Origin of the sequence: Pseudosulfitobacter sp. DSM 107133 (assembly GCF_022788695.1) — a bacterium.
Taxonomy (GTDB): domain Bacteria; phylum Pseudomonadota; class Alphaproteobacteria; order Rhodobacterales; family Rhodobacteraceae; genus Pseudosulfitobacter.
This window is the reverse complement of the sequence record NZ_CP085160.1, coordinates 1-10,862: the sequence shown is the minus strand read 5'-3', so window position 1 is coordinate 10,862 and position 10,862 is coordinate 1. Positions and strand designations below refer to the sequence as shown.

Genomic DNA, 10,862 nt, shown 5'->3' with positions numbered 1-10,862 from the left:
AATCAGGAAGATGGGCTCTTATCTGCCTTGCGGAATTGCCTCGAACCCGGCGGGTTTCCCCGCCGGACCCGTGGGGAGACCCCGTTCCTCAGAACGGGATCTCGTCGTCGCGGTCGACCAGCTCGGGGTTTTCGTTCTCGGCCGACTTCGGGCGGCTCAGGAAGTCGACCTTCTCGGCGATGATCTCGCAGCCGTAGCGGTCGTTGCCCATGCTGTCGATCCACTTGCTGTAGTGGATGCGGCCGTGGACGAGGACCTTCATGCCCTTTTCGCAATGCTCGGCGACCGTCTTGCCGAGACCGTTGAAGCAGGTGATGCGGTGCCATTCGGTGTCCATGATCCGGTAACCGTTCTCGTCGCGCAGGACGCGACCTTCCGAGAGGCGGGGGCGCGAGGTGGCGAGGCTGAAGTTGGTGATGTTGGTGATGTTGGTGCCGCCCTGAGTGGTGCGGGTTTCGGGTTTTTGACCGATGTTGCCGGCGAGGATGACGATGTTTTGCATGATTAGCTCCTGTGTTTCCTGTCTTCGGGACCGTCCCTTCGACAAGACCCTGAAAAAGCCCGTCGGGTGACGCGTGCACGGTGGACGGAACGGACACCGGAAACCCCCAAAGGACCGGGGTGGAGCGGGCAGGACGCCACAGGCGGCCAACTCGGCCCGGGCTGACGCGGGGTTGCGCGCAGGAGGCCGAACGGGATTAGGGGATTGTCAGTCGAAGGGATGGACCAGAAGGCAGAGAGGCGCGGGGAGCCCATGCCAGACCCTGTCATCTTGCCAATCGGGACTGCTGAAATCAAGCCCAGCAACCTTAACTGGCGGCAAAGACTATGGATCAACCAACCCTCATCACCTGCCCCTGCCTACGGGAGTTGCGGGCTCATGGCCCGGCGGGCTATCGATATCGGAACATTCAGGACACGGATCGCACCAATTGCTGATTACGATCTCGAGGCGTTGTCGCTTCCCGAGCTGAAGAAAATGCAGAAGGACATCGCCAAGGCGATCTCCACCTGTCAAGATCGACAGAAGGCGGAAGCCCGCGCCAAGGTGGAAGCTGTCGCCCGGGATCTGGGCTACTCCTTGGCCGAACTTTTCGGCACCGAAACGAAATCCTCCCGTGCGCCAGCCGCGGCCAAATACCGGCACCCTGAGAACCCGGCGCTCACCTGGTCGGGTCGGGGGCGGAAACCGCAGTGGTTCGTGGACGCGCTGGCTGCCGGCACAACTGCCGGTGATTTGGAAATCCGCTGAAAGATCACCAACCCTGCGGCTAAAGAGTCCGAGGCAGATCGTTGCTCGCGTGCTACCTCAAGAGGCCGCTGAACCGGCCGCGATGAGTTCGCGTTTCGACTACAAGCACACCATCTTCAATCCCGGCTCGCCGGATTGGCGCCTTGGTCAGCGCGACGCCCAGCGGTCGGCCCGCTTCCGTCAGCACCCGCACGCCCTTGTTCTCAACCAGCAAGACCAAGCCCTCGTCGACTAGCAGGTCACATTTGGTCGTGCAATCCTGCAGCCCCACAAGGCGATCTCCCTCGAGCACATAAAGGCGAGTGAATGTCTGGATGTAGAGGTAGCGATCCGTCTCCAAAATCCGGATAGGCGTGGTGCCCACATCGTAGAGGGCAGTCGGCTTGCCAGAACCATCGATGCGCAGGACCCGCCCTTGGGAAGTTCCCAGTAGCACCGTGTCGCCACACCCTGAGAAGGCCGCAGACTGAAGGCGGTCAGGACCGCCACCGGTCATGAAAGTCACTGTGGCGGAGAACTTTAGCAAGTCCTCGGCGCTTTCCTTGCCCTGCAAGTCATCATTGCTGGCCCCAGTCAGCGCCTCGTAAGCCGCGTTGACCGCCTTCATCCGCTCTTCGTTGCCAGGGTTGAGGTCCGGGTGCAGCTGACGGACCAAGCCGCGGTATTTCTGCCGAACCTCATCCGGCGTTACCGGCAGCGCAAGCTCAAGCTCCTTGAGCGCCCCCTCGATTTCCAAAGCGGTTCCCGTATGCCCGCCCGTGCCGCCCACTTCGAAGGTCTGATGATAGGACTCCACGGGACGCTCAGGCATGCGGACGCCCCAGAGGCGCTTTCCGTCCCGGTCGATGCACCAAGCCTCGTCAACAAGCGTGTAAAGGTAACGGTCCCTGCTGGGGCTGAGCGCGATGCAGTTGAGCGCCAAGTGGGGTTCACCCCAAAGGATACCGCCTTCCTCGTCAAGATCAAGGCGGCGGCGACCCTCTGCCACTTCCGCCGTGGCGGAAAGATCGGTCTCGAAGTCGACTTTTAGGTCTGCATCATAGACGGTCAGGATATTCGTTTTCGACCGTGTCGCGAAGCCTTGGCCCTCAGGATGGACTTCGAGCGCATAGATGGGGCGCTCCAGTCGTTCAATCACTGGGGTGCCGCCCTGCTCGGAGGTGAACATCACTGCGCCTGGCGCACCGAGGCTTGCCTCAGACTTTGCAAGGTCATCGAAGGAAAGGATGCCACCACGTGTGGTGAAGTGCTTTCGGAAAGCAGGATCCGGGCGATCCGCGGGCGCGATGGCCTCAACAGTAAGCTCACGCCAAGCACCTTCAGTATCCTCGAATGTTTCAGCAGTCGCAGGCAGCGTAACCTGGTTGGCCCAAGCCTCCGGAGATGGTGGCAGCGGCACCAAGGTCAGCGTGTCGAGGTTGAGCTCGATGGGCTTCCCCGGCTTGGATTTCGCCTGATGAGACCCGGGGAGCGATGGCTCGGTGTAGACTGCCGAAGCGTCCTTGGCGCTCATCTCGACGCCATCTACGTAGAGCGCGTAGGTCTTTCCGTTCCTGGCGCGGCTGATCTCACCAGCCTTCTCCAGCCACGAGATCAGATTGCTGACAAAGCGACCGTCCTCGGCACCCACTTCCGACTTCATACTGCTCTGCAGGATGCCGGGCTTCGCTGCGACGACTTTGCGAATGGCGTCGAAAAGGTCGATGGTGGCAAAATGCTTCTCCGCATCAGCACGGTATTCCTCGAGATGATCAAATTCTGATACCAGATCCTGCAACATCGTTAGTCCCTTCCGATCACCGGTGAGGGCCAACATGGTGCCACCCTGCGTAAGCGCGGGCATGCTCAGGCTTAGCCTTTTGCCGTTGCCCTTAGGATCCTCGAGCCACTTGCGAATGAGCGGTAGGCTCTTGCGCGCTGCAGTGGCCGCATCAGTGTATCTGCGATCCGAGATACTCTCCTGCAGGGCCTGCAGTTGGCTAAAGTAAGCCTGTCCCGGCATCTCGTGGGAATGTGCTTCAAGGCGTTCCCTCGTTTCCTGTTCAAAGTCCTCGAAGCGGCTCTGGCGTTCATTGCCCGCACGATCGTTGCCAAAGTCGACCGCCTCGCGGACTGCGGGAAGTTCCTTGTCGCGCCCTGCGGCTTTTTCTCCCCCGAATATCTTCCTGAAAATGCCGAACACCACGCCCCCGCCAAACTGATTTATGTGCGGCGATAGGGGCACCCTTCACTCAGCGTGTCAATCTTCGGCCCTCAATGAGAGAGGATGCAGGAATTCTTATAATATAAATTTCCGCACCATTTTCCGCTCTTCCAGAGCGCTTAGTCCGCATGCTAGGCCTTAATGCAGCAGGCAACTTTAGGCTTCCTTCGATCAAACGCTGCTTTGCGCACGAATGGTAGATATAGAGCTGGATACGTCTATCATCTTGACCTTGTGGTGGTCGCATTGCGACTGGCGCATCCGCGGCCTCGGGCCGTCTGGCGATGCACCATCAACGGACCGCTGTGCGGGGTCCTCGCGGGTGGCGTGCGCGAGGGCGGCACTGCGGCAGGAGGCGCGTCTGCGCCACCGCGTGAGGCTGCCGAGGTAACCGTGGGCCTAAGCCCACGGGTCAATCTCAACCAGCACCTGAACCTCGTCGCCGTCGATTTCATCGGCTGGGACGGCGCCGAAGGTTCCATCCCCTGCCTGGAAGACGACGATCGAGACCATGAGCGTGGCGGCGAGGGAGGCTGCGAAGGCGTGTGCATCTTTGCGGGACATCTGTTTGGCTCCTGTCTGGGAGGCGGGGGACCATCCCCCGCGCGACAGGACCCCGCAGGCCCGAAGACTGGCTGACATCACCGGGTGCGTTCGGCTCGTCCGAATCCGCCCGGCGGCACGGGCTTGCCCGTAGTCCGACCCCTCGCGGGTTGATCTCGAAGACAGGATTCGGGGCAAGGAAGGGAGTGGCGAGCGGGGGATCCCCCAACGTCAGGAGCCGATTGTCCCGCTGATGCTTCTAACGCCGCCAGCCTCCCGGGCAGGCTCTTGGTTGAAGACGTCCTTCCTTGGGGATGGTTCCTTTGGCGCTCCGCGACATCGCGGGACAAGGTTGTGATGGATGAGAGGCCCGCGCTTGGGCGGGCCCCTCGGTTTCAGTTGGGCTCAGGCGGCCAGGTCCGCGCCCCCTGCCCTTTCGCCCTCTTCATCAGTGACGATTTCGAGCCGCGCATTGCGGTATCCTTCCTTGGCGATCCAAAGCTCGGCCGCAGTGACGGACTCCGCCAAATGCAGCAGCTCCGTGTTGCCGCCGAAGTCGAGAAGCACGCGCACCTGCCCGGGCTTCGGTTCCTCGGCCACCTCGAAGACGAGGGCGCTGTCAGCGGAATGGCTGCGCATGATGGTCACGAGGATCACCCCGTCCGAGGAGAAGTTACCCTCATGCAGCGTGAACGACGCGGGAGCAGTCCAGGTCGCGTAAGGCCGGGGTGGCTCCTTTTTCACAAGACGGCCCACGCCGTTCGAGCGCTCCCAGGCCGCCAGCTTCTTGGTGAAGCGTGCCGGTGGCTTGGGGCTGCCGTCGGTGTAGCGGATCAGCGCCCCGAGGGGGGGCAGTGTCGATGATGGTTGTTGCAGACATGATTCCTCATTCCGAATGCGAGTAATCGCACTCATCATATTGATATTGTTATGTTATAGGGTAATTGGGGGCGGAATCTCCGCCCCCCGCTGGATCACGTTATTCTGCGGCCAGCATCGACGCGCCTTCAGCAGGCAGGTCATCCGTCAGAAATGCAGGAAGGTCAGCTTCACTGACGCTGTCAGCCACTTCGACACCCACCCCCTGCCCTTCGGCACAGTCCTCACCGTCCAGCGCCACGAGATCGTTCCGGCGCAGGACCTCGGGCAACCAGCCGCTGCCTTTCAGCAAGCGCTCGGCCTCACTGGCCATCTCGCCTTTCTTCAGGTGATCGAGGAGCTGGGCAGTCCCCTCCCCTTTGGCCTCACGCACGGCCTCGAGGATGCGGGCCTTGGGCACGCGGTTGAGATAGGTGTCGACCGTCGGCTCCCATCCCGCCTCGACCATATCGAGACCTGTGGCGCGCGCCACGAGATCGGCATGCCCCATACGCCGGGTCAGACCGCCAGCAGAGATGCCTGCCCCGTAAGGGTTCACCTTCTCATGCAGCGCGTTGACGCCGAAGCTGAGGCAATGCGCCAGCAAGGCCAGCCGACTGCCCTGGTCGAGAACCGTCAAATAGTCCCAGAGTGCCGCATCATCGCCAAGCGGCAGATCGGCTTCCCATTCCGCATGACGCTCGTCGACCAGCTTTGCCACCTCGCTGTCCTTCAGATCGGGCGCCTGCGCCGACATGTAGACGTGACGCACCGAGGCTTCGAGACAGCTTCCCGAAGCAGAGGAGGTGCGGAAGGTGTCCGTCACCAAATTCAGGAGCAGGAGTGTCAGCGCGACATCCGGCGAGCGCCCGATCGCTTCACGCAGCGCCAGCGTCCGGTGGGCCGTCAACTCCATGACCAACCGCTCGGGCAGTGGCTTCAACGCCCCGTCATCCTCATCCTCTGGCAGGTCGCCACCAATTGGCTGACCACCCGACATGATGATGGTTCCGACATGAGCGGCACTGTCATAGCCATCGGGGAGATCACGATCATCCCCCTGCCCCGCCACCGCAGGATCAGTACCGTCCTGGACCGCGGTCTCGTCAACAGGCTCATCCTCTGGACGCACATACCCGCGATAGACTGCCAGAGCGCCGTAGCGGTCGAGCGTGACGAACGCCCCGGCTCGCCCGATCTCCTCCGCGTGGAAGATCAACGGCCGGGTCTCGATCTTTTCCATCTCCGTTTCCAACACGCCAAGCCGCGTGTCGATCTCGTCGGGGATTTCATCCTGACCCGCGCATTCCTCTTCCAGCGCCCGATACTCGGCGAGCAGCTTGGCATGAGCCGCACCTTCGTCATCCGTCATAGGTGCCGGATCGCCGGATAAGGACCGCAGGCCGTAGCTGTAGCCGTAGGGCAGATCAAGCGCGACCTCGATCCACTTCCAGCCCGCAACCGCAACCGTCTCAGCCTCGGCCTGGAGTTTTTCCGTCACCAGCCGATCGAGAAGGGCAGGGTCCTCGAGCCAGCCACCGTCATCGCCCTGAAAGAGATCATGCAACATCGTGCCGCCCGCCGCTTCATAGGCCTCAACACCCACAAAGACTGCACGTCGGTCGGACGCCCGGACCGAGGTCTCGGTCAGCATGCGCCGGATCTGGAATGGCTCCTTGTTCCAGGATGAATGGATCACATCCCAGACCTGAACCTGACGCGCGTGATCGGGGTTCACGGTGAAGGCCATAAGCTGCTCCAGCGTCATGCCATCCTCGGCATAGACCTCAAGCAGGGCAGGAGCGACAGAGGCAAGTTTCAGGCGCTGTTTCACGATCTGCGACGTCACGAAGAAGGCCGCAGCAATCTCTGCATCGCTCTGACCCTTATCCCGCAGGGACACAAACGCGCGGAACTGATCGAGCGGGTGCAGGGCGACGCGCTGCATGTTTTCCGCAAGTGAATCGTCCTCAGCCAGGATGTTGGACGCAGCATCGCGTACGATGCAGGGAATGGGCGTCGTCTTGGCCAACCGCTTCTGCTTCACCAGCAGGGACAACGCTTGGAACCGCCGTCCCCCGGCCGGGATCTCAAACTTGCCGGTCTCGGTACCATCGTCAGCCAACACGGGCCGCACGCTCAGGCTCTGCAACAGGCCGCGGCGGGCGATGTCTTCGGCCAGTTCCTCGACGGACACGTCGGCCTCGATGCGCCGCACGTTGGACTGGCTCAGCACCAGCTTGTCGAAAGGGATATCCCGGGACGGGGACAGGGTGATTTTCTGGACAGCTTTCGTCATCAGTTCTTCTCCACGACGGGCGCCGGAAGCCACTCTCCCGATCTCACTTCCCGTCACCCTCAAACCAACACTCCTTTCCCTCTCGATAATCGGATGGTTGCCAAGAGGCGACTTAACAGCTGTTAAGTCAGGCCAACTGAGCACCGACGACGTCGAAACTTAACAGCTGTTAAGCCGCACTTCGCCGTCCGGTCAGCGCCATGACCATCGGCCCGCAGGAAAACTCGCCAGCCGCAGCCTTGGACGTCAGCGCCCGCAAGTATCCACCCGGTGATCTGATGTCGGAAAAACGTTCCAGCATGGCCACGACGACGATCGAGGCTTGCTCTGGTCCCATACAGCGCTGCGCTTCTTCCCAAGCGGAAACACTGATCCCCATGGCCGGCCGTATATGACAAGCCGCGTCGAAAAGCTGGTGCCAATGTCGAACGTCGTCCTGATAGAAAGTCTTGAGCGAGGGACAGCTGGCAATCACCAGGTGAAGTGGGATTTTCGGCACCCGCCTAGTGTCAGGCTCTTCAACGTCAGCCACAGGCTCACCCGTATCAACATCAAGCGCGCTGCCCGCCGTCGCCCCGCCTTTTTCTAAGGCAGGTTCAAGATCTATAGATTCTTTATTTGAATTATGATGGTGACGCTCAAAATGGGCATCATTGGTGTTCATTTCTTCTGTTTCTGGGCCGTCAATGACATTGCGCGCCTGGTCAAGGAGGGTCTCCAGTTCAGTCCGGAATGCCGACAGATCCTCAAGCGAAAGCTTACGGCGAAGAGCGCGGGCTGTGAGGGCGGCCGTATCGCTGAGCTGGTCCCATAGGCCAAGCCCGGGCTGGATCTCCTCGCCGAACTCCGCCAGAGCGGCTAGGTCGCGACGCATGAGGCTCACCACCTCCCTCAGTCGCCGCACACGGTCCTCAGCCTCACGCACAGCCTCTGCGGCCCGTGCAATCTCCTCTGCCCGGCAATAGAGCGGGGAGAGATCAAAGCCGAAAGCCACGCGATCTTCGCCACGCTTGCGCACATACCGCTTCCCGTTGGGGCTATCGCGCCGCATGAGCAAGCCTGCGTCGACCAACCGGGCGAGGTGACGGCGCATCGTCGAGCAAGGCATGCCGTTCAGCCGCTCGCAGATCGCCTTGTTGGATGGGAAGACGACCATTTCGGTGTTCCCGCCAAGCGCATCGTCCGGAAAGAAGCTGAGAAGTCCCTGAAGAACGGTCAGATCGCGCTCGGAAACCCCAAAGGCTGCCTGCGCCTTGGACAACTCGCGGAGGAGCTCCCACTTGTTGACGGGCTTGCCTGGAACAGATGCCTCGGGCCGCTCGATCACGCGCAGATGGGCGTGCGATATCGGCCGCATAAACGGCGAAATTGGTGTGTACTCCATGAAAATATTCACGAAGGCAAAATTTGAGTGGCCCGCGAATCGCTTTGCGCTTGCGGGAGAGGGGCCAGATCGCTACATTCAGAGGTGCGAAAACTGAAGTTTTGTAGCGGGCTGGTCCCGTTCGAAACCTAATTAAGGTCTCGTGAAGCTAGCTTCTCGGGGCCTTTTTCATTCTTGCCTGTATCGTGCCTCCTTTTTGTTGGTTGCTCTTCCTCAGTCTTCTGAGCGCTTCCAGCGCTCATGAAGCTCGGTAAGCAGCTGCGGGGCGTTGCCCTCAAGCCAGCTGACAAATTCAGTATCCTCGGACTTCAACTCGAGCTTGAGTTGCTTGCCACGGCGTCCGGTCGTGACGGTTGCAGCACCGACCCCCGGAATGACCATTTCAGGCTGGCTGCGCGAGCGAATCGAGGAAGTGGAGTGCTCGGTCTTCCCTGCCGCAGAAAGGACTGCCAAAAATGCCCGGTCGGACTTCTCATCTATTCCACCCGAATGGATTGACTTGGTTTCATTGGCCAAGGCTGCGAGTCGCTCGTGGTCCACATCTGCAGCCCCAATACACTTCTTGAGTTCCTCCCATCGGGGTCGGCCGATCCCAGGTGCCGCACCGATGGCCAGGACAAGATCTTCTCCTACGGTGCGGACAACGCTTAACAACTGCGAAACCCCAGCCTCGGTCAGATTGAGAACCTCGGCAACGCCCTTGTTGGTGCGCTCTGACTCGCCCAAGTGATCTCCATCAAGCAAGGCAGCGGCTACGAGCGCGCGTTCGATAAAGCTCAGATCTCGCCGCTCCTGGTTTTCCAGCAACTGATCGCGAAGCGCCTGATCACCCTCCATTTCCGTGACAATTGCGCGGACCTTGATCCCAAGTTCTCTGCAAGCCTCAAGGCGACGGCGGCCATAGATCAGGCTGTAGCGATCACTCTCAAGTGGGCGCACTAGAATCGGAACACGTTGGCCGTTCTTGAAAATCGATGCCCTCAGACCCTCGATCTCGATCTGAAGTCGGTCATCTAACCGACCTGCAGTCTCGATATGACCGGGGTCGATTTCGAAAACACCACCTCGGAGCCTGCGCCCCTCAAGAGCGTCGGGCGCGTTGCGCAGGGTCTGCAAGGGCAGACCAAGTTTAGGCTTTCTTGCCATTGCGTCCCCACGTGTTCTGAATGATCGCAGCGATCTCGTCGTTGACGCCGTTCATGGAATCGATCGCGCGATCGAAAGTCTGGCGCGTGAATTCCTTCTTGTCGGCCTCATAGAGCGTCTGCTTTGTGAGCCCCGCATCCGAAATCGCAGTCGATTCGACCATGTGATTGGTCAGGACGGACCTGCCGAAAAGGCCCCGGATGAAGGCAATGACCTCAGTTTGCGGTGCGTCGCCCACCTTGTAGCGGGTTGGCAGGAAACGCAGCCAGTCAAAGCGAAGGTTTGCGCCGGCGTCCCGGATGACGCCAAGCAGATCAGCGGTCATGCGCAAAAACTGCGACATAGACATGAGATCAAGCATCTGTGGGTGAACGGTGACAAGCACCCCGGATGACGCCGACAAGGCAGACATGGTCAGGAAGCCAAGCTGCGGCGGACAGTCGATGACGACGACGTCATAGTCTGCTTCAACACTATCGAGCGCATCACGCACACGGGCAAAGAACGCGCGGGCGCCGCCTCGCTGGATGGCAGCCGGCGTCTCATGTTCGAATTCCATGAGCTCTAGGTTCCCGGGGATAAGGTCGAGGCCTCGGATGTAGGTTTTACGGATTACTTCAGAGATCGGGACCGGTTCATCATAGCGAACTGCGTCATACAGCGTTCCACCCTCCATCAGGTCCAGCTCAGGCTGGATGCCATGCAGCGCGGAAAAGGATGCTTGGGGGTCCAGATCGATCGCAAGGACACGATATCCCTTGAGAGCCAAGCGCTGCGCAAGGTGAGCTGATGTTGTCGTTTTCCCGCTTCCGCCTTTGAAGTTCACAACGGAGACAATCTGAAGCTCGTCACCGGCACGCCGCCCCGGCACGTAGGTCCCAGGCTTCTTCGCGTTTGCCTCTAGGGCGTGGCGGATCTCCCAGATATCATCGAGTGTATACCGACGGTGGCTGCCCGCGGTGGTTTCGACGTCAGCGATCTTTCCTTCTCGATGAAGCTTGCGAAGGTAGGTATGATCGACGCCAAGCAACTCTGCCGCCTCGCCGCTAGTCAGGCTGCGCATGACTTTCTTGGCGTCGGGAGGGAAGTGGGCCGCACGTTGCGCATGAAGGTTTGACGCGAGAAGCTCTGCGTAATGCCCGATGGCAATGTCCAGGTCCTGCTCAGCTTCGCTCAT

At 60.5% G+C, this 10,862-nt stretch carries 8 protein-coding genes and 1 pseudogene; 1 reads left to right on the top strand and 8 read right to left on the bottom strand.

Annotated elements, in window-relative coordinates:
- Positions 1-88 precede the first annotated feature (88 nt).
- Positions 89-502: a single-stranded DNA-binding protein gene (locus DSM107133_RS23340; protein ID WP_243253650.1), complete on the bottom strand. Its 414-nt coding sequence runs from the start codon at positions 500-502 to the stop codon at positions 89-91.
- A gap of 429 nt (positions 503-931) precedes the next feature.
- Here DSM107133_RS23340 and DSM107133_RS23335 point away from each other — a divergent pair, with 429 nt between their 5' ends.
- Complete coding sequence (locus DSM107133_RS23335) at positions 932-1,252, top strand: H-NS histone family protein (protein WP_114294384.1); 321 nt, start codon at positions 932-934, stop codon at positions 1,250-1,252.
- A 52-nt stretch (positions 1,253-1,304) separates the two neighbouring features.
- Here DSM107133_RS23335 and DSM107133_RS23330 read toward each other — a convergent pair whose 3' ends face one another.
- The 7 genes and pseudogenes from DSM107133_RS23330 to repA all read right to left on the bottom strand — a co-directional run bounded on the left by DSM107133_RS23330 (position 1,305) and on the right by repA (position 10,862).
- Entirely contained in the window at positions 1,305-3,434 is a 2,130-nt protein-coding gene (locus tag DSM107133_RS23330) for a J domain-containing protein (RefSeq protein ID WP_114294386.1), read from the bottom strand.
- 420 nt (positions 3,435-3,854) lie between these two features.
- On the bottom strand, positions 3,855-4,019 hold the full coding sequence (locus tag DSM107133_RS23325; protein ID WP_165375273.1) for a hypothetical protein: 165 nt from the start codon (positions 4,017-4,019) through the stop codon (positions 3,855-3,857).
- A gap of 384 nt (positions 4,020-4,403) precedes the next feature.
- Positions 4,404-4,878 (bottom strand): annotated as a pseudogene (locus DSM107133_RS23320) (hypothetical protein).
- A 99-nt stretch (positions 4,879-4,977) separates the two neighbouring features.
- Positions 4,978-7,155: a ParB/RepB/Spo0J family partition protein gene (locus DSM107133_RS23315; RefSeq protein WP_243253649.1), complete on the bottom strand. Its 2,178-nt coding sequence runs from the start codon at positions 7,153-7,155 to the stop codon at positions 4,978-4,980.
- Positions 7,156-7,324: 169 nt separating this feature from the next.
- Positions 7,325-8,539 carry a plasmid replication protein RepC gene (gene repC / locus DSM107133_RS23310; protein ID WP_114293708.1) on the bottom strand — a complete coding sequence of 405 codons (1,215 nt, stop codon included), beginning with the start codon at positions 8,537-8,539 and terminating at the stop codon, positions 7,325-7,327.
- Positions 8,540-8,752: 213 nt separating this feature from the next.
- Complete coding sequence (gene repB / locus DSM107133_RS23305; RefSeq protein ID WP_090271133.1) at positions 8,753-9,685, bottom strand: plasmid partitioning protein RepB; 933 nt, start codon at positions 9,683-9,685, stop codon at positions 8,753-8,755.
- Positions 9,669-10,862 (bottom strand): plasmid partitioning protein RepA, encoded by a 1,194-nt coding sequence (gene repA, locus DSM107133_RS23300; RefSeq protein WP_090271132.1) that lies wholly within the window; start codon positions 10,860-10,862, stop codon positions 9,669-9,671. The genes repB and repA overlap by 17 nt, the downstream gene beginning before the upstream one ends.

Coding starts and splice junctions, on each gene's coding strand:
- DSM107133_RS23340 (WP_243253650.1), bottom strand. CDS start 502: ATGCAAAACATCGTCATCCTCGCCGGCAACATCGGTCAAAAACCCGAA.
- DSM107133_RS23325 (WP_165375273.1), bottom strand. CDS start 4,019: ATGTCCCGCAAAGATGCACACGCCTTCGCAGCCTCCCTCGCCGCCACG.
- DSM107133_RS23315 (WP_243253649.1), bottom strand. CDS start 7,155: ATGACGAAAGCTGTCCAGAAAATCACCCTGTCCCCGTCCCGGGATATC.
- repC (WP_114293708.1), bottom strand. CDS start 8,539: ATGGAGTACACACCAATTTCGCCGTTTATGCGGCCGATATCGCACGCC.
- repB (WP_090271133.1), bottom strand. CDS start 9,685: ATGGCAAGAAAGCCTAAACTTGGTCTGCCCTTGCAGACCCTGCGCAAC.
- repA (WP_090271132.1), bottom strand. CDS start 10,862: ATGAGCGAAGCTGAGCAGGACCTGGACATTGCCATCGGGCATTACGCA.